This window comes from Phenylobacterium sp., from assembly GCF_031360265.1.
In the GTDB taxonomy this organism is placed as follows: Bacteria; Pseudomonadota; Alphaproteobacteria; order Caulobacterales; family Caulobacteraceae; genus Phenylobacterium.
The window spans coordinates 58,758-76,414 of record NZ_JANMBF010000181.1 but is presented as its reverse complement, the minus strand read 5'-3'; the positions used below and the strand labels follow the sequence as shown (position 1 = coordinate 76,414).

The window sequence follows — 17,657 nt, the reverse complement described above, 5'->3', positions numbered from 1 at the left end:
AGGCGACGCCATGATCCCGGTCCGCGGCTTCGAAGGCAGGACGGTCGCCGTGTTCGGCCTGGCGCGCACGGGCCTCGCCGCCGCGCGCGCGCTCGTGGCCGGCGGCGCAGAGGTCGCGCTCTGGGATGAAAATCCGGCGTCGCGCGCCGCGGCGCAGGCGCAGGGCTTCACGCTCACGGACCTGTCGAGCGCCGACTGGTCGCGTTTCGCCGCCCTGATGCTGTCGCCCGGCGTCCCCCTGACCCATCCCGCCCCCCACTGGACTGTGGCGAAGGCCCGCGCGGCCGGCGTCGAGATCCTGGGCGACATCGAGCTCTTCGCGCGGACGGTGAACGCCGCCCCCGAGCACCGGCGGCCGAAGATCGTGGCCATCACCGGCACCAACGGCAAGTCCACCACCACGGCGCTGATCGGCCACGTCTGCGCCCAGGCGGGCCGCGACGTGCGCATCGGCGGCAACATCGGCGTCGGCGTCCTCGACCTGGAAGATATGCACGGCGGCGCGGTCTATGTGCTGGAGATGAGCTCCTACCAGCTCGACCTGACCTCCAGCCTGCACGCCGACGTGACGGTGATCCTCAACATCTCGCCCGACCACCTGGAACGCCACGGCGACATGGAGGGCTATGTCGCGGCCAAGCGGCGCATCCTTTCGAACCAGGGCAAGGGCGACACCGCCGTCATCGGGGTGGATGACGCCTGGGGCCAGCGGATCTGCACCGAGATCACCGCCGCCAACCGCCGGACCATCGTGCCGATCTCGGCGTCCAAGGCCATGGGTCGCGGCATCTATGTGCTGCAGGGCGTGCTCTATGACGCCACCGGCGAGCGGGCCTATGAGGTGGCGGACCTGAACCGAGCGCGTTCGCTCCCCGGTCGCCACAACTGGCAGAACGCCGCGGCCGCCTTCGCCGCGGCCAAGGGCCTGGGCATCGCCGCCGATGAGGCGGCCGAGCATCTGCTGACCTTTCCGGGTCTGGCCCACCGCATGGAGCCTGTGGCCCAGCTTGGTCGGGTGAAGTTCGTCAACGACAGCAAGGCCACCAACGCCGACGCCGCGCGCCAGGCCCTGTCCAGCTATCCCAAGGTCTACTGGATCGCCGGCGGCCAGCCGAAGACCGGCGGCATCGAGGGGCTGGCCGACCTCTTCCCGCGGGTTGCCGGAGCCTATCTGATCGGCGAGGGCGCGGCCGCTTTCGCCGCGACGCTGAAAGACAAGGCGCCGGTCGTCGAGGCGGGGACCCTGAACGCCGCCGTCGCGCGCGCCTTCGCCGACGCCCTGGCCAGCGGCCAGGACGCCATCGTGCTGCTGTCGCCGGCGGCGGCTTCCTTCGACCAGTTCATCGACTTCGAGGCGCGCGGCGAGGCCTTCCGCGCCGCCGTCCAGGCCCTGGCCCAGACCCGGCAGGGGGCTGCATGACCGCGACGCCGCAGGCCCATCACGCCTTCGCCCGCTCCGACCGCACGGCCATCGGCGTCTGGTGGTGGACGGTCGATCGCTGGATGCTGGGCCTGGTGGCGCTGTTGATCGGTGTGGGCGTGGTCATCGCCTTCGCCGCCAGCCCGGCGGCCGCGGCCCGCATGAACATCGGCGATCCGTTCCATTTCGCGGTGCGCCAGTGTGTCTTCGCCCTGGCCGGCGTGGGGCTGCTGGTCGTCGTCTCGATGCTGGACGTCAAGACCGTCCGGCGCAGCGCGTTCCTGATCTGGCTGGTGGCCGTCGGCATCATGATCGCCCTGCCGTTCCTCGGCCACAACGCCAAGGGCGCCACCCGCTGGGTGGAACTGGGCGGTTTTTCCCTGCAGCCGTCGGAATTCATGAAGCCGGCGCTGATGGTGCTGGTCTCCTGGATGTTCTCCGAGGGGCAGAAGGGCCAGGGCGTTCCCGGCGTCTCCATCGCCTTTGGCCTCTATTTCCTCTCCATCGGCCTGCTGCTGATCCAGCCGGACATCGGCCAGACGGTGCTGATCACCGTGGCGTTCGGCGCTGCCTTCTGGATGGCCGGCGTGCCGATCTCCTGGGTGATGGGGCTGGGCGCCACGGCGGTGGCGGGCCTGTCATCGACCTATTTCCTGTTTCCGCACGTGGCCAGCCGGGTCGACCGGTTCTTCTCGCCGGACAAGGCCGACAATCGCCAGGTCGACGCCGCCGCGGTCGCCCAGGCCGCCGGGGGCCTGTTCGGGCGCGGCCCGGGCGAAGGCGTCCTGAAGCGGGCCATTCCCGACGCCCACACCGACTTCGCGCTCTCCGTCGGGGCCGAGGAATACGGCCTGATGTTCCTGTTGCTGGTGATCGTGCTGTTCGCGATCATCGTCGTGCGCGGGCTCTATCGCGCCATGAAGCTGAGCGATCCCTTTGAGCAGGTCGCCGCCGCCGGCCTGTTCGTGCTGGTCGGCCAGCAGGCGATCATCAATGTCGCGGTCAATCTCGACATGATCCCCACAAAGGGCATGACCCTGCCGTTCATCAGCTATGGCGGGTCCTCGATGCTGGCCATGGGCCTGACCCTGGGCATGGCGCTGGCGCTGACCCGACGCCGGCCCGGCGCCTATGCCGCCAGCGAGGGCCTGGCCAAGGCCGGCGCGTTCACGTGAGCCTCTCCGGACCCTCCCGGCCGCGCCGTGCGTAGGGTCGCGGTCATTGCCGCCGGGGGGACCGGGGGGCACCTGTTTCCGGCGCAGGCGCTGGCCGAGGCGCTGATCGCGCGCGGCTGGTCGATCGTGCTCGCCTCCGACGAGCGGGTGGCGGGCCTGGCCCAGGATTTCCCGGCCGAGCGCCGCATCGGGCTCAGTTCCGCGACCTACCGGCCGGGCGATCCGATCGGCATGCTGCGCGCGGGCCTGGCCGTCCTGAACGGCGCCGGCCAGGCCCGCGCGGCCTATCGCGACATCGGCCCCAACGTGGTGGTCGGGTTCGGCGGCTATCCCTCGGCGCCGGCCCTGGTGGGAGCGATCTTCGACAAGCGGCCGACCGTGATCCACGAGCAGAACGCGGTGATGGGCCGGGCCAACCGCTGGCTGGCGCCGCATGTGCGCACGGTCGCCTGCGCCTTCCCGACACTGCTGAAGGCGCCGGCCAGGGTCGCCGCTCGCGCGGTGGTGGTAGGCAATCCGGTCCGCCCGCAGATCCGCGCCCTGGCCACGCTGCCCTATGACCCGCCCACCGAGGACGGGCCGCTCCGCATCCTGATCACAGGCGGCAGCCAGGGCGCGCGCCTGCTCTCCGAACTGGTTCCCGCCGCCATGGCCGCCCTGCCCGAAGCGCTGCGGCAACGCCTGCTGATCCAGCAGCAGACGCGACCGGAATCCCTGGAAGGCGCGCGCCGGGTCTATCGCAACGCCGTGATCGAGGCCGAGATCGCGCCCTTTTTCCGCGACATGGCCTCGCGGCTGGCGGCGGCGCATCTGGTGATCGGCCGCTCCGGCGCGGGCTCGGTCTGCGAGTTCGCCGTCGCCGGCAAGCCGGCGATCCTGGTGCCGCTGGCCATCGCGCTCGACGACGACCAAGGCCAGAACGCCCGCCTGCTGGCCGATGTCGGCGGGGCGGAGGTGGCGCGCGAGAGCCAGCTGACGGTGGCAAGTCTGTCGGGCGCGCTGGAAAAGCTGCTGACCAACCCCGCCCGCCTGGCGCGGATGGCGGCGGCGTCGCGCTCCGTCGCGATCCCCGACGCCGCCGAGCGGCTGGCCGACGTGGTCGAGCAGACCGCCCGAGGTTGATCGCGAGAGGAGCGACATAGCCGCCCAAGCCGAAGCGGAGCTATGATCGCGCAACGACACCGGAGGCTGGGCAATGCGGGTGATGGCGGCGGCAATCCTGATCGCCGGGGCGCTGGCGGGCGGCGCGGCGATGGCGGCGCAGGAGCCCGTGGCGGCCTGGGTGCAGATGGGCGGCGACGGCGCCCAGGCGCGGGCGATTTCCGACGGGGCGAGCTGTCCCGTGCTGAAGGTGGATGGCCGCGCGCGGCGGATGACCCCGCGAGCCGGCCCCGACGACGCCTTCGCCAACCGCATCTGCCAGGCGCCCCTGCCGCGCGGAGCCCGGCGCGCCTCGGTGGGCGGGGCGGCGCTGCCCATGCCCCGCCAGCGGCCGCGGCGGCTGGTGATCCTTGGCGACAGCGGCTGCCGGCTGAAGGGCGCCATCGTGCAGAACTGCAACGACCCGGTGGCCGGCTGGCCGTTCGCCAGGGTCGCGGTCCTGGCCGCGGCGCAACACCCCGACCTGGTGATCCATGTGGGCGACTACTATTATCGCGAGACCGCCTGTCCGGAGGGCAACGCCGCCTGCGCCGGCAGCCCCTATGGCGACCGGTGGCCGAGCTGGAAGGCCGAGCTGTTCGATCCCGCGGCGAGCCTGCTGAAGGCCGCGCCCTGGGTCTTCGCTCGTGGCAACCACGAGGATTGCCGGCGCGGCGGCCTGGGCTGGTTCCGCCTGCTCGACGCCGACACAGGTGTCCGCGCCTGCCCCGCCCACAGCGACAGCTTCCTGGTGGATCTCGGCGGCCTGAAGCTGGGGGTGGTCGACAGCGCGGACCCCGACGACGCGACGCTGGCGCCCGATCAGGCCGAGGCCTTCGACAAGGATCTGGCGCCGGTGCGCGCGGCCGCGGCGCGCGGGCCGGTCTGGCTGGTCACCCATCGCCCGCTCTGGGAGACTGGCCGCAACGGGGCGACCTTGAGCGACCTGCATGGCAACATCAATGAGCAGAGCGCGGTCCGGGCCCACGGCCTGGGTGAGGTGCAACTGGTGGTCGCCGGCCACATCCACAACTTCACCAGCCTGGACTTCGGCCCCGGCCGGCCGCCGCAACTGATCGTCGGCACCGCCGGCGACGCCCAGAACGCCGCCGACCTGCCGCCGCCGGCCATCGGTCCGCTCAAGGTCGACGGCATGACCGCCCAGGCCTTCACCATGGGCCGCTTCGGCTATTTCGTGTTCGACCGGGTGGGCGTTTCCAAGAACGCAGATTGGGTTGGCGTTTTCCGCGACCTCACCGACACCGTGGTCGCCAACTGTGTGCTGAAGGCGGGTCGGCTGAGCTGCGTGGCAGCCTAGTGGATAGACTCTGACGCTCGGCGCCCGCCCGCGAACACCCTCAGAACCCGCTGCCAGCAGACGTTGCGAAGGTCTCAGTTGGGGGGAAGGGGACTGTCGCATCATATTGATCATGCCGCTGACAGGACCCGCCGTAGGCTTCCGGGAGTTGCTGATTGATGAGATCGAAGTAGGAGTTCTCGCTTGCTTGTTTTTCGCACATTCAAGCTAGCCGATGAACGGCCTTCACACCCAGGTCGCTGACCGCCGCACCGCACCCGAGCTTGTACGTTGCGATCGTTTCAGGGCGGATCCCGAGCAGCTTTAGCCCAGCGTGCTTGGGTGCACCGTTTCTGCACCAGGACGTCGAAGACGTCATCCTCGGCCACAGCAGGAGCGGCCAAACTCTTCGCCGCTTAAAACCACTCCATGCCGCCCATGTACCGAATACGCATGTAGAGCTTGGCGCCGGCTGGATCGGGTCCATATGCAGGTCGGAACGAGCTCGGAACGAGGTCTTTCGTGTAAGATCCGCCGCCAAATACGGAGAGCCCATTTCTTGTGAAAAAGGTTCTCTCATACCCAAGGGTGAACGCCTCCACCCAGCGGGCGTCGTCAGCCCGACTGACCGCCAACAACTCCAGTTGATTGGGCGTGACCTGCAGCGTCTCCGCACGACCGTAGAAACTATTCTTGCCCTGTTGATAGACCGCCTCCGCCAGGAAGCTACTGTGGAACGCGTCATGGCCCGCCCGGGTCTCGCCCCAGATGAAGGATGTCTTGAGGGTCGCGCCAGGGCTCCCGTGTGACGTTGTCAGCCAGGCAGCGACGAACTGATTGTGCTCCCCGACCCCAGCGTCGTCAGGCACTAGGACGTCGGCGAACGAAGCGCCCACGCGGACGTGGTCGCGGATGTCCCGGTTGACCCGCACGCCATAGGAATCCAGTCGATGTATCGGAAAGGGCCGGGTGATGCCCTTGCCACTGAACCCGGTGACTTCGAAGGTCGTGTGCGCGACCTGATACTCGACCCCGACGACCGTCGAGGCGTCGTGGAACCCGTCCTGCAGTGCATGACCGAGCGGCGCATCGGGGTTCCCCTCTGCCGATTCACGATGCATGAACGGGACAGGACCGCTTGCTGCTTGTCCGCGGGGCGCGAACAGGAATGTCAGTTTCTGCCCGTCACCCGGTCCAAACACCACCGCATCCCTGAATTCGAGCGCCATGATGGTGTCGTGAGCGTGCATGTTGTCGATGTGTTCGGTTTGTAGAAGCTGCGGCGTCCCCCTGCCTCCGACGGTCCATGGCTCAGGTGACGCCATGACATCAACGCTCAGGTGATTCTTTGGTGTGATGTCGTTGCCGTAGGTCAGCATCCAGGTGCCGGGACCGGTCGTGCGGGACCGGCCGCGTGGGCCAGTGGTGTTCGAGTAGATCGCGAACTGATTGAGGTGAAGCCTCAGCGAGGTTTTCGGAACGGCCTCGTTGGGCGCGCACATATTCATGCCCGGGTCCCACCGCTGGCCTGAGGGACAGGGGGATGACGATGAGCGGTTCGCGACCATACCTTCCGCCAACGGAACGGGGTCCGCCGATCCGGCCGCCGTCGCCTTCATCTGTGTTTTCGCTCCACCGGTCATGCACATTCCCATGTTGGGATCCCAGTGCTTGGGCGGTTCGCACGGGGTCGCGGCTGCGATCACCATGGGGTGGCTGAGGGACATGACACCAGAGGCAACCTCTGGAACGGACGGCTTTGCCACCGCGGGACTAGCCGGAAGGCCGTAAGCGACTAGGAATGCGCAGCCTACGAGAAGAACCGGATGCTTACTGCGAAGGCACCGGCCCAGCAATGCTGATTGCATAGCTTTTCCCTGCCACCAACGTGGGCGGCTCCGGGCACACAGCCGGACTGGCCCTCCCGATGCGGGAGGCTTCCGATGATAAGAAACCTACGAAGAGGTCCGATTTGGACGACAGATACCCGACCAGTTCCTCGGCCCGGAGGGACTCGTCCCTCAGCACTGAACCCGTGCCCGGGATTTAGGTTCCAGTGGGAACTGACAGGTAATATCCGGCAAGTCGCGGAACTCCGCTGTTGCGCGCGCTCAAGCAGCCGCTGTCGCCGCGTTCTGCATCCGATGACAGCGCTGATCGAACCAATCTATGACGGCCGACGCCGCGTCTAAACGAGCGGAGCAATGCTCCTGTAAAGTGGACTTTCACTAGGCCTGCCACGGGTCGATTTTCACCGTTGGAGGATTGCCTGCAACCGGACAGTCGGCTCGCGTCACCTAAACGATTCAGGCGGGCAAGCCCGATGGGGCTCAAGTGTCAGGTTCTATCCATTGGGCAGGCCGGAGCGCCGACAGCTCGGCCCGGAGCGCGTGCAACTCGCCCCGCAGGGCGCTCACCTCGCTGCGTCGCCACCTGCGGGAGTTTCCCGTATCCGCCGATTGCGCTAGCTAGCTCGCCATGACCCGTCGCCCCGTGCCCTTCGACATCGGCCCCGTGCATTTTATCGGCATCGGGGGGATCGGCATGAGCGGCATCGCCGAGATCATGCTGCGCATCGGCTATACGGTGCAGGGCTCCGACGCCAAGGCCAGCGCCAATACCGAGCGGCTGGAGAAGCTGGGCGCGAGGGTGTTCATCGGCCATGACGCGGGCCACGTGGAGGGCGCGAGCGCCGTGGTCTATTCGACGGCGGTGAAGGCCGACAATCCGGAGATGGTCGCCGGGCGCGAGCGGCGCCTGCCGCTGGTCCGTCGCGCCGAGATGCTGGCCGAGCTGATGCGGCTTCAGTTCTCTGTCGGGGTTGCGGGAACCCACGGCAAGACCACCACGACCTCGATGGTCGCGGCGCTGCTGGACGCCGGCGGGCTGGACCCCACCGTGGTCAATGGCGGGATCATCAACGCCTATGGCACCAACGCCAAGGTCGGGGCCGGCGACTGGATCGTGGTCGAGGCCGACGAGAGCGACGGGACGTTCCTGAAGCTGAAATCCACCGTGGCCATCGTCACCAACATCGACCCCGAGCACCTGGATCACTACGGCGACTTCGACGCGGTGAAGAAGGCGTTCCGCGACTTCGTGGAGAACATCCCGTTCTATGGCTTCGCCGCGGTCTGCACCGACCATCCGGAGGTCCAGGCGATGGCCGCGCGGGTGGAGAACCGCAGGCTGGTCACCTATGGCCTCAATCCCCAGGCCCAGGTCCGCGCCGAGGCCCTGACCATGGGTCCGGACGGCTGTCGCTTCGACGTGGTGATCCAGCCGCATGAGGGCGAGGCGGTCCGCTATGAGGACCTGCGCCTGCCCATGGCCGGGCGGCACAATGCGCTGAACGCCCTGGCGGCGATCGCCGTGGCCCGCGAGCTGGGAGTCAGTCCGCAGGACATCCGCAAGGGCCTGGCCGCGTTCGGCGGGGTGCGGCGGCGCTTCACCACCACCGGTGTGGCGGGCGGGGTGCGCATCGTCGACGACTATGCCCACCATCCGGTGGAGATCGCCGCGGTGCTGACTGCGGCGCGCGCGGTGACGTTGGGCCGGGTGATCGCGGTCGTCCAGCCGCACAGATATTCGCGGCTTTCGGACCTGTTTGACGAGTTCTGCGCCTGTTTCAACGACGCCGACGTGGTGATCGTCGCCGACGTCTATGCGGCCGGCGAGGCTGCGCTGCCGGGGATCGACCGCGACGCCCTGATCGAAGGCCTGCGCCGCTATGGCCACCGCCGCGTGCTGGCGCTGGACGCGCCGGCCAACCTGGCGGCGATGGTGCGCGACGAGGCCAAGGCGGGTGACGTGGTCGTGCTGCTGGGGGCCGGCGACATCACCGGCTGGTCCTACGCGCTGCCGGGGGAACTGACGGCGCTGGGCGGCGAATGAGCGATCGGTGGCGATTGGCGGCGTTGTCGCCTCATGGAGATCCCTACGTAGAGCCCCTCCCCCCTTGCGGGGAGGGGTTGGGGTGGGGGTGCGAGCTCAGCGCTGGGGAATTACGCGGCGACCTTCAGCGCGACACCCCCAGACTCACCGCTGACACCCCCACTCCCAACCCTCTCCCCGCAAGGGGGAGAGGGCTCTCGGTGCGAAGGCTGGTGATGGCGGCGCAACCGTGAGCGGCTGGCGCGACGCCCTGCCGCCGGTTCGGGGTCGGCTCCTGCGGGACCAGCCGCTGGGGCCCTTCACCTGGCTGCGGGTCGGGGGTGCGGCCGAGGTGCTGTTCCTGCCCGCCGACGGCGCCGACCTTGGCGACTTTCTGCGGCAGCTACCCGCCGATGTGCCGGTCACCGCTCTGGGCTTGGGGTCCAACGTCATCGTCCGCGATGGCGGGGTCGAGGGCGTGGTCATCCGCCTGGCCGGCCGCGGGTTTGCCGATATCCGCATCGAGGCAGGCGGCCGGATCGTCGCCGGAGCGGGAGCCCTGGACGCCGCGGTGGCCCGCGCCGCGGCGAAGGGCGGGATCGCCGGGCTGGAATTCTACGCCGGCATTCCCGGAACCATCGGCGGCGCCCTGACCATGAACGCCGGCTGCTACGGGCGCGAGACGAAGGATGTGCTGGTCGCCGCCACCGGCTACGACCGCACGGGTCAGGCGCGGACCTGCGCGCTGCGGGACTTCGGCTTCACCTACCGCCACAGCGAGATCTCGCCCGAGATCATCTGGACGCAGGCGACCTTCCAGGGCCAGGCCGACGACCCCGCCGCCATCGCCGCGCGCATGGCCGAGATCACCGCCCGCCGCGAGCAGACCCAGCCGATCCGCGAGAAGACCGGCGGCTCGACCTTCAAGAACCCGCCGGGCTATTCGTCCTGGAAGCTGGTGGATGACGCCGGCTGGCGCGGCAAACTCCAGGGCGGCGCGATGTTCTCAGCCCTGCATGCGAACTTCCTGATCAACACGGGCGAGGCGACGGCGGCGGATCTGGAGGGGCTGGGCGAGGCTGTGCGCGCCGACGTGAAAGCCCGGTTCGCGGTCGATCTGGAGTGGGAGATCAAACGCCTCGGCAGGCCGGCTTGACGGGACTCCTCTACACCGTCGCCAACAGCGACATCGACTTCCGCAAGCTGGCAGCCCCGGCGGTCCCTGGAAAATGAGGGGGTGGGGTCGGATTCGCGCGCGGCCCGCGTTCGGACATCGCGACCCAAACTCCAGGATTGGAGCATGATATAGAACGCCATGCCTGACGGTTCCGCCACGGCGCACCTCTATCGGCCCAAGCTGGCGACGACCCTGGCCGAAGGCTATGGGCTGGCGGCGTTCCGCCAGGACGCCATGGCCGGGCTGACGGTAGCGATTCTGGCCTTGCCGCTTTCCATGGCCATCGCGGTCGCCTCGGGCGTGTCGCCTGCGCGCGGCCTCTACACCGCCATCGTCGGTGGCTTCCTGGTCTCGGCGGTGGGCGGCAGCCGCTATCAGGTCGGCGGGCCGGCCGGGGCCTTCATCGTGCTCGTCGCGGCCACGGTCGCCCGGCACGGCGTCAACGGCCTGCTGCTGACCGTCCTGGTTTCGGGGCTGCTGCTGACCCTGGCCGGCGCCCTGCGGCTGGGTTCGCTGATCCGCCACATCCCCCACGCCGTCACCGTCGGCTTTACCGCCGGCATCGCGGTGACCATCGCCGCCAGCCAGATCAAGGACCTGGCGGGCCTGACACTGGGGGCCGAGCCGGGTCCGGTGGTTCCAAAATTGATCGCTCTCGGCCAGGCCTTGCCGACGGCCAGTCCGGCGGCGCTGGGGCTGGGCCTGGGCGTCGCCGCCACGATCTTCGCGGTCAAGCGCCTGCGGCCGGCCTGGCCGGGGATGCTGATCGCGGTCGCCGCGGGCGCCGCCGCCGCCTGGGCGCTGCACCTGCCGGTGGCCACCATTGGCAGCCAGTTCGGCGGCATTCCCCACGCCCTGCCGGCGCCGCGCCCGCCAGTCTTCAACCTGACCCTGCTGGTCCAGATTCTCCCCGCGGCGCTTTCCTTCACGCTGCTGGGCGCGGTGGAAAGCCTGTTATCGGCGACGGTCGCCGACCGCATGACCGGCCGCCGGCACCGGTCCAATATGGAGTTGGTGGCCCAGGGCGTGGCCAACGTCGCCTCGGCCTTCTTCGGCGGGATCGCCGTCACCGGCACGGTCGCCAGGACGGCCACCAACATCCGCGCCGGCGCTCGCAGTCCGGTGGCCGGGATGCTGCACGCGGTCCTCCTGCTGGTCTTCATGCTGGTGGCCGCGCCCTTGGCCAGTTACGTGCCGCTGGCGGCCCTGGCCGGCCTGCTGATCGTGGTGTCTTGGAACATGGTGGAGAAGGCGGAGTTCGCCCGCCTGCTGCGGGACCGGCGCGCCGGGGCGGTTCTGCTGGCCACCTTCCTACTCACTCTGGCGCGTGATCTGACCACCGGAATCCTGGCCGGCTGCGCGCTCGCCGCACTGTTCTGGGCGGTGTCGCGGCTTCAGCGCCGGTGGGCGAACCCTTGACCGGCGCACTCGCCTGGGCCACCCGCCTGACCGGATCCTGAACCTTACGAGTCGCCGATGCCCAAGCCGCTTTCCGGCCACCACGTCGCCGTCCTGCTGGGAGGCCTCTCCGCCGAGCGGGAGGTCAGCCTGGTGTCGGGCCGCGCGTGCGCCGACGCTCTGGATCGGCTGGGGGCCAAGGTCAGCCGGGTCGACGCCGGCCGCGACCTGGCCCAGGTGCTGACCAGGCTGCAGCCGGACGTCTGCTTCAACGCTCTGCACGGCGAATGGGGCGAGGATGGCTGCGTTCAGGGCGTACTGGAGACGCTTGGCGTCCGCTACACGCACTCCGGGGTGCTGGCTTCGGCGCTGGCGATGGACAAGGCCAAGGCCAAGGCGGTGCTGGCGGCGGCCGGAGTCGTTGTCCCGGGCGGCGGGCTGTTCGACCGCTTCGCCGCGGCCGCCGCGCACGTCATGGCGCCGCCCTATGTGGTCAAGCCCAACGCCGAGGGGTCGTCGGTCGGCGTGTTCCTGGTGTTCGAGGGCGCCAACCGCCCGCCGCAGGAGATCGTCGCCCCGTCCTGGACCTTCGGCGAGCAGGTGATGATCGAGCCCTACATCGCCGGGCGCGAGCTGGCGGTGGGGGTAATGAACGGCAAGGCCATGACCGTCACCGACATAATTCCGACAGGTTTCTATGACTATGACGCCAAGTACGCCGACGGCGGATCGACGCATATCGTCCCGGCCGAAATTCCCGCCCATGCCTTTGAAAAAGCGTTGAGAATGAGCGAGGCGGCGCATGCCGCCCTGGGCTGCCGGGGCGTCACCCGGGCGGATCTTCGTTATGACGATATTAACGACGTTCTGGTCCTTCTGGAGGTCAATACCCAGCCCGGTATGACCCCCACCTCGCTCATCCCCGAGCAGGCGGCGCTGCAGGGTGTGGACTTCGACCGGTTGGTGCTGTGGATCACGGAGGATGCCTATGCCCGCGGCGGTGCGGGGGAGCTCGCGAGGTCAGGCGAGACCCCCGGTCAAGGCGCCCTCTAGGGCGGCCAGGCGCCCCGCGCCGGCCAAGGCCGGTCCGCGCGAACACTCCGGGCTTTCCGCAAGGCTGGCGCTGACCGGCGCGGCGGCCATCCTGGCCCTGGCGGCCGGGGTCACCCTGGTCACCGGCCATCGCGGCGAGCGGCTGGTCGCCGCTGTCAGCTCGGGCATCGACGGCCGGTTCGGAGCGGCGGGCTTTCGCCTGCGCTCGGTGACCGTCCAGGGCGCCTCGGCCATGGCCACCGCCGACATCGTCAAGGCCGCCGGCGTCTACAGGAACCAGCCGCTGCTGGGCCTCGACCTCGACGATCTGCGCCGGCGCGTCGAGCGGGTCGGCTGGGTCAAGGAGGCGCGCATCGTGCGCCTGCTGCCCGACACCCTGGTGGTGGCCGTGGTCGAGCGGCGGCAGATGGCGGTCTGGCAGCACGACGGCAAGCAGCATGTCATCGACGACCACGGCCGGGTGATCCCCGAAGCCGACGCCAGCCGGTTTTCCGCCCTGCCGCTGGTGGTGGGTGAGGGCGGAGCCGATCACGCGCCGGAAATCCTGCCGATCCTGGCCCAGCGTCCGCAGCTGATGGGCCGGATGGACGCCCTGGTCCGGGTCGACGATCGCCGCTGGGACCTCCGGATGAAGGATGGCTCGCTGATCCAGCTGCCGGCCGCGGGCGAGGAGCAGGCGCTGATGCAGCTTGAGCGGCTGGACCGGCGCTCGCGCATCCTCGAGCTCGGCTTCGACCGTATCGACCTGCGAAACCCTGACGTGGTGGCCGTCCGGCCCCGCCCCCATCAACCCCTCGCGGCCCCCGCAACGGCCGGCGCTTGAGAAGACGGATCACCGCTGGATGCTGAAGTTCGCCAACCGCGCCGAGGTCCGCCCCGAAGACCGCAAGTCCCCGGACGCCAAGCCGCCCGCCGGCAAGGCCCCCGAGCGACGCGACGGCCGCGACGGCCTGAAGGCGGCGCTGGTGCGGCCGCCGGTGGTGGCGGCAGTCGATCTGGGGGCGTCCAAGGTCACCTGCTTCATCATGAAGCCGGAAGGCGTGCACAAGGGCGACCGCACCCTGACCACCGCCGGTGTCGGCTACGTCCAGTCGCGCGGCATCCGCGGCGGCGCGATCGTCAACCTGGACGAGGCGTCCGAAGCCATCGCCCGGGCTGTCGAGCGGGCCGAGAACGTGGCCGGAGTCAATGTCCAGAGCGTCACCGTCGCGACAGCCGGCGGCCAGCTGACCTCACATCGTGTCGCGGGCCGCGTCTCCATCGGCGCGCGGCCGATCTCCGACAACGACCTGGTGCGCGCGATTTCCCATGCCCTGGCGCAGATCAAGTTGCCGGGCCGGCGCGCCGCCCACATCCTGCCGATCGCCTGGGCGGTGGACGGGCAGGGCGGCGTGCGCGATCCGCGCGCCATGTTCGGCCGCACGCTGGGCGTCGAGCTGCTCGTCGTCTCGGTCTCCGAGGCCGTGTTCCAGACCCTGGGCGCCTGCGTCGAACGCGCGCACCTGCAGTTCGAGGGCGTGGTTGCCGCGCCCTTCGTCTCGGCGCTGGCGGCGCTGGAAGAAGACGAGATGGACCTGGGCAGCGTCTGCATCGACATGGGCGGCGGCTCGACCTCGGCGGCGGTGTTCACCTGCGGCTCGCTGGTCCACGTGGAGACCATTCCCGTCGGCGGTCAGCATGTGACGCAGGACATCGCCCGCGGCCTCTCCACCACAATTGCCGGCGCGGAACGCATCAAGACCCTGCACGGCTCGGCCATCGCCTCGGCCAACGAGGATCGCGAGATGATCGAGGCGCCACCGCGCGGCGATGACCCGGGCGCGGGTCCGGTGATCGCGCCGCGCAGCCTCTTGAAGGGCATTATCGCGCCCCGGGTCGAAGAGACCCTGGAACTGCTGCGCGACCGGCTGAAGGGCTCCGGCGCCCCGGTCGAGGCGGGCGCGGGCCTGGTGCTGACCGGCGGCGCGAGCCAGCTGGCCGGCGTGCGCGAAGTCGCCGTCCGCGTGTTCGACCGGCCCGTGCGCCTGGGCCGTCCGCGCCGCGTGCCGCACCTGGCCGACGCCGCGTCCGGCCCCGCCTTCACCGCCGCCGCCGGCATCCTGCACCGCGCGGCCTTCGGCCCCCGCGAGGCGGTCAGCGCCAAGGCGCTGGCCTCGGCCAAGCTGCGCCGCGAACCGCTCGACCCCAGGGCCAACCCGGTCACCAAGGCCGCGAGCTGGCTGCGGGAAAATCTATAGATCGCTCAACCGGCTGAAGTCGGTGGCCGGGGGTCCGGCGGCGACGACGCTGGCCTATGATCCGTGGGGGCGGCTGGACTCGGTGACCGCGGGCGGGGCGACCACCAGCTTCCGTTACGCGGGCGCGCAGCTGGGCGGGGAGTTCAACCTGTTTCCGGAATACGTCGACACGATACCTATTGACCGCTGACGGTTGACCCACTTCCCGTTCGCGATATGTTCCAGCCATGACCCGCCTCGCCCGCATTGTCGTCCCCGGTCTTCCGCATCATGTGACCCAGCGCGGCAACCGGCGCGAGGCAATCTTCTTCGAGGATGGGGATCAGGAGGTCTACCGCGATCTGCTCGCCGAGCAGACCCGCAAGGCCGGCGTCGAGGTATGGGCTTATTGTCTGATGCCGAACCACGTGCACCTGATCCTGACGCCGACGACCGCGGACGGGCTCGGCCGCGCGGTGGGCGAGGCCCACAGGCGCTACACCAACTTCGTCAACGCGCGCGGTCGCTGGACCGGCCACCTGTTTCAGAGCCGTTTCGGCTCGGTGGCCATGGATGAGGCTCATCTGCTGGCGGCCGTCCGGTATGTGAGCCTGAACCCCGCGCGGGCGCGGCTGGTGGCCCGGGCTGAGGCGTGGGCATGGTCGAGCGTGCGCGCCCATCTGGCGGGGGCCGATGACGAGCTGGTGGTCGTTCGTCCGATCCTGGAGCGAGCGCCGCGGTTCGCCGGACTGCTCGCCGGTGGCGACGAGGCGGCCTATGCCGCGCTGCGGGTTTCGGAAGGCTCGGGCCGGCCCGTGGGCAATACCGAATTCATCGCCGGCCTGGAAAGGTTGCTGGGCCGTCCTATCGCCCGTCGCGCCCCGGGGCGAAAGCCAGCCAACGTCGCCGACGGGCAGTTGAACCTGGAGTTATAGGTATGGTGTCGACGTATTCATGAGCGTGGCCGCTTGTGTCCTTCAACCCGCCGGTTGCGAATGTCCGTAGCCGCAAGGGAACCTGTCATCGACAACGCCCCGCTCTGATTCGCCTTACGCCTTGGCGCGCAAGGGATTTTTTCGACCGTAGCGGCCTCGACCGACTCGCGACTCACGGTAAGCGATTAACCCTCGATTAAGGATGTCGGCGCGTACTTAACGCTTCCTTGACGGGGCGCTTCGGCGGACGGGTTCGCCCGGGTTCGCCAAGACGTTCCGGGCCGATTTTGAAGGACGCAGGGGTTCCATGACAATCGCACTTTCCGCGCCTCGCGCGACAGAGTTGAAGCCGCGGATCGTGGTCTTCGGGATCGGTGGGGCTGGCGGCAACGCGGTCAACAACATGATCGAGGCCGGGCTGGAGGGAGTCGAGTTCATCGTCGCCAACACCGACGCCCAGCAGCTGGCGTTCGCCAAGACGGACCGCCGCATCCAGCTCGGCGTCCTGGCGACCCAGGGGCTTGGCGCGGGCGCCCACCCCGAGGTCGGCATGAGCGCGGCCGAGGAAAGCATTCCCGAGATCGGCGAGCACCTTGACGGCGCCCACATGGTGTTCATCACCGCCGGCATGGGCGGGGGCACCGGCACCGGCGCCGCGCCGATCATCGCCAAGTGTGCGCGCGAGCGCGGCATCCTCACCGTGGGCGTGGTCACCAAGCCCTTCCACTTCGAGGGCCGCCACCGCATGCGCCTGGCCGACGCCGGCATCGGCGAGCTGCAGCGCTATGTCGATACCCTGATCGTCATCCCCAACCAGAACCTGTTCCGCGTCGCCAACGAGCGGACGACCTTCGCCGAAGCCTTCGGCATGGCCGACCAGGTGCTGCATTCGGGCGTCCGTTCGATCACCGACCTGATGGTGCTGCCCGGCCTGATCAACCTCGACTTCGCCGACGTGCGCACGGTGATGACCGAGATGGGCAAGGCGATGATGGGCACCGGCGAGGCGACCGGCGAGGATCGCGCCCTGATGGCCGCCCAGAACGCCATCCAGAACCCGCTGCTGGACGAAGTCTCGCTGAAGGGCGCCAAGGCGGTGCTGGTCAATGTCACCGGCGGCCTGGACATGACCCTGCTGGAAGTCGACGAGGCGGCCAACGCCATCTCCGAACAGGTCGATCCGGAAGCCAACATCATCTTTGGCGCGGCCTTCGATCCCTCGCTGGACGGCATGATCCGCGTCAGCGTCGTGGCCACCGGCATGGACGGCGCCTCGATCGCCGCCATCGAGCCCAAGCTGGAACGCCGGCCGATGACTGCGCCGCCCTTGCTGGCCGGCGACCGCGTCGCCGAGCCCGTCGCGGCCCCGGCCTATACCCTGGAGCCGGCCTATTCCGCCGAGCCGGCGATCGCCGCCCGCGCGGCCGCCGAGGAAGAACAACCCGACCTCTACGCAGCCCCCGTCGCGGCCGGGTCGGTCGTTGACGCACCCGCTATCGCGCCGCCGATCATCCGCATCGTTGATCCCTCGGTGGCCACGGACGAGGACGAACCGCTGTTCGCCCAGCCCGCCTATGAGGAGCGCCGCCCGCGCGGCGGCTTCCTGTCCATGTTCGGCAGCCGTCCCCGCTACGACACGCCGCAGCCGGCCGCCCAGCGCGCGGCGCCCAGCCGCGGCGGCGCGCTTCCCGCCGAGGCCGCCGCCCCGGAGGAAGAGGTCCATCAGGGGGAGGATCTCGAGATCCCCTCGTTCCTGCGCCGGCTCGCCAACTGACTGGTTTCCAACGTCTTCCGGCTGGCGCCATGGCGGTCCCACGGGCTTCCATGGCGTTCTGCTTTCCGGCCTTTGGTCAACCCTCGCGAACACCGAAACATTGCGAAACAGGGATTGTTTTGCTGCGCCGCACCCGGCGCACTAACCGCATTCCTGGGCGCTTGCCGGTCCTGCGGCCAGCGCTCCAACGGGGCCAGCG

14 protein-coding genes are annotated in these 17,657 nt (G+C 69.5%); 13 read left to right on the top strand and 1 reads right to left on the bottom strand.

All coding sequences use genetic code 11. From position 1 onward, the window contains the following. The first annotated feature begins 10 nt into the window (after window positions 1–10). From murD to RMN86_RS16925, 4 genes are all read left to right on the top strand, one after another. Entirely contained in the window at window positions 11–1,420 is a 1,410-nt protein-coding gene (gene murD, locus RMN86_RS16940; protein ID WP_309607037.1) for a UDP-N-acetylmuramoyl-L-alanine--D-glutamate ligase, read from the top strand. Next, window positions 1,417–2,595 carry a putative peptidoglycan glycosyltransferase FtsW gene (locus tag RMN86_RS16935; protein ID WP_309607036.1) on the top strand — a complete coding sequence of 393 codons (1,179 nt, stop codon included), beginning with the start codon at window positions 1,417–1,419 and terminating at the stop codon, window positions 2,593–2,595. The genes murD and RMN86_RS16935 overlap by 4 nt, the downstream gene beginning before the upstream one ends. A gap of 27 nt (window positions 2,596–2,622) precedes the next feature. Next, entirely contained in the window at window positions 2,623–3,717 is a 1,095-nt protein-coding gene (gene murG / locus RMN86_RS16930) for an undecaprenyldiphospho-muramoylpentapeptide beta-N-acetylglucosaminyltransferase (RefSeq protein ID WP_309607035.1), read from the top strand. A gap of 73 nt (window positions 3,718–3,790) precedes the next feature. Continuing rightward, window positions 3,791–5,053 carry a metallophosphoesterase gene (locus RMN86_RS16925; RefSeq protein ID WP_309607034.1) on the top strand — a complete coding sequence of 421 codons (1,263 nt, stop codon included), beginning with the start codon at window positions 3,791–3,793 and terminating at the stop codon, window positions 5,051–5,053. 395 nt (window positions 5,054–5,448) lie between these two features. On the opposite strand, the gene RMN86_RS16920 is transcribed toward RMN86_RS16925, so the two are convergent. Continuing rightward, entirely contained in the window at window positions 5,449–6,759 is a 1,311-nt protein-coding gene (locus tag RMN86_RS16920; RefSeq protein WP_309607033.1) for a hypothetical protein, read from the bottom strand. A gap of 751 nt (window positions 6,760–7,510) precedes the next feature. On the opposite strand from RMN86_RS16920, the gene murC reads away from it, so the two are divergent. From murC to ftsZ, 9 genes are all read left to right on the top strand, one after another. Beyond that, window positions 7,511–8,926 (top strand): UDP-N-acetylmuramate--L-alanine ligase, encoded by a 1,416-nt coding sequence (gene murC / locus RMN86_RS16915; protein WP_309607032.1) that lies wholly within the window; start codon window positions 7,511–7,513, stop codon window positions 8,924–8,926. Window positions 8,927–9,155: 229 nt separating this feature from the next. Further along, window positions 9,156–10,061 carry a UDP-N-acetylmuramate dehydrogenase gene (gene murB, locus RMN86_RS16910; RefSeq protein ID WP_309607031.1) on the top strand — a complete coding sequence of 302 codons (906 nt, stop codon included), beginning with the start codon at window positions 9,156–9,158 and terminating at the stop codon, window positions 10,059–10,061. A gap of 159 nt (window positions 10,062–10,220) precedes the next feature. After that, a complete protein-coding gene (locus tag RMN86_RS16905; protein ID WP_309607030.1) occupies window positions 10,221–11,501 on the top strand; it encodes a SulP family inorganic anion transporter in 1,281 nt (426 codons plus the stop codon). Window positions 11,502–11,558: 57 nt separating this feature from the next. Continuing rightward, complete coding sequence (locus tag RMN86_RS16900; RefSeq protein WP_309607029.1) at window positions 11,559–12,533, top strand: D-alanine--D-alanine ligase; 975 nt, start codon at window positions 11,559–11,561, stop codon at window positions 12,531–12,533. Then, window positions 12,463–13,356, top strand: a complete 894-nt coding sequence (locus RMN86_RS16895; RefSeq protein WP_309607028.1) for an FtsQ-type POTRA domain-containing protein — start codon at window positions 12,463–12,465, stop codon at window positions 13,354–13,356. Before RMN86_RS16900 ends, RMN86_RS16895 begins: the two co-directional genes overlap by 71 nt. A 19-nt stretch (window positions 13,357–13,375) precedes the next feature. After that, window positions 13,376–14,770: a cell division protein FtsA gene (gene ftsA, locus RMN86_RS16890; RefSeq protein ID WP_309607027.1), complete on the top strand. Its 1,395-nt coding sequence runs from the start codon at window positions 13,376–13,378 to the stop codon at window positions 14,768–14,770. 22 nt (window positions 14,771–14,792) lie between these two features. After that, on the top strand, window positions 14,793–14,960 hold the full coding sequence (locus RMN86_RS16885; RefSeq protein ID WP_309607026.1) for a hypothetical protein: 168 nt from the start codon (window positions 14,793–14,795) through the stop codon (window positions 14,958–14,960). Window positions 14,961–14,997: 37 nt separating this feature from the next. Further along, complete coding sequence (locus RMN86_RS16880; protein ID WP_309607025.1) at window positions 14,998–15,684, top strand: transposase; 687 nt, start codon at window positions 14,998–15,000, stop codon at window positions 15,682–15,684. Between the two features lie 307 nt (window positions 15,685–15,991). Next, window positions 15,992–17,458 (top strand): cell division protein FtsZ, encoded by a 1,467-nt coding sequence (gene ftsZ / locus RMN86_RS16875; RefSeq protein ID WP_309607024.1) that lies wholly within the window; start codon window positions 15,992–15,994, stop codon window positions 17,456–17,458. Window positions 17,459–17,657 lie beyond the last annotated feature (199 nt).